The 233-nt window shown below is 60.5% G+C and carries 1 protein-coding gene; it reads left to right on the top strand.

Features of this window, described 5'->3' with window-relative positions:
• A partial coding sequence (locus ACNEUN_RS06475) for a DNA methyltransferase (RefSeq protein WP_463631647.1) occupies positions 1-233 on the top strand: 233 nt, incomplete at both ends.

Below are 233 nucleotides of genomic sequence, written 5' to 3'. Positions count from 1 at the left end.
GAGAGTGGTGGAAGCCATGCCGCCAATGCGGAGAATTGCGACACATCAGCGATTATTACAAACGGATCGACGGCATATCTTCCCGGTGTAAGCCCTGCACCATCCGGAACGCTGTTCAAAATAAGCGTAACCGCCGGGCGGTCTGACCATCCGACGGTAAAGCCCGAGGCGCTGATGCGCTGGCTGGTGCGGCTGATCACCCCGCCCGGCGGGCTGGTGCTCGACCCTTTCAC

The sequence above is a fragment of the Gardnerella sp. C0684A1 genome (assembly GCF_055326835.1).
Note: the sequence above shows the minus strand (reverse complement) of the source record. Positions and strands in the feature narration are given on the sequence as shown.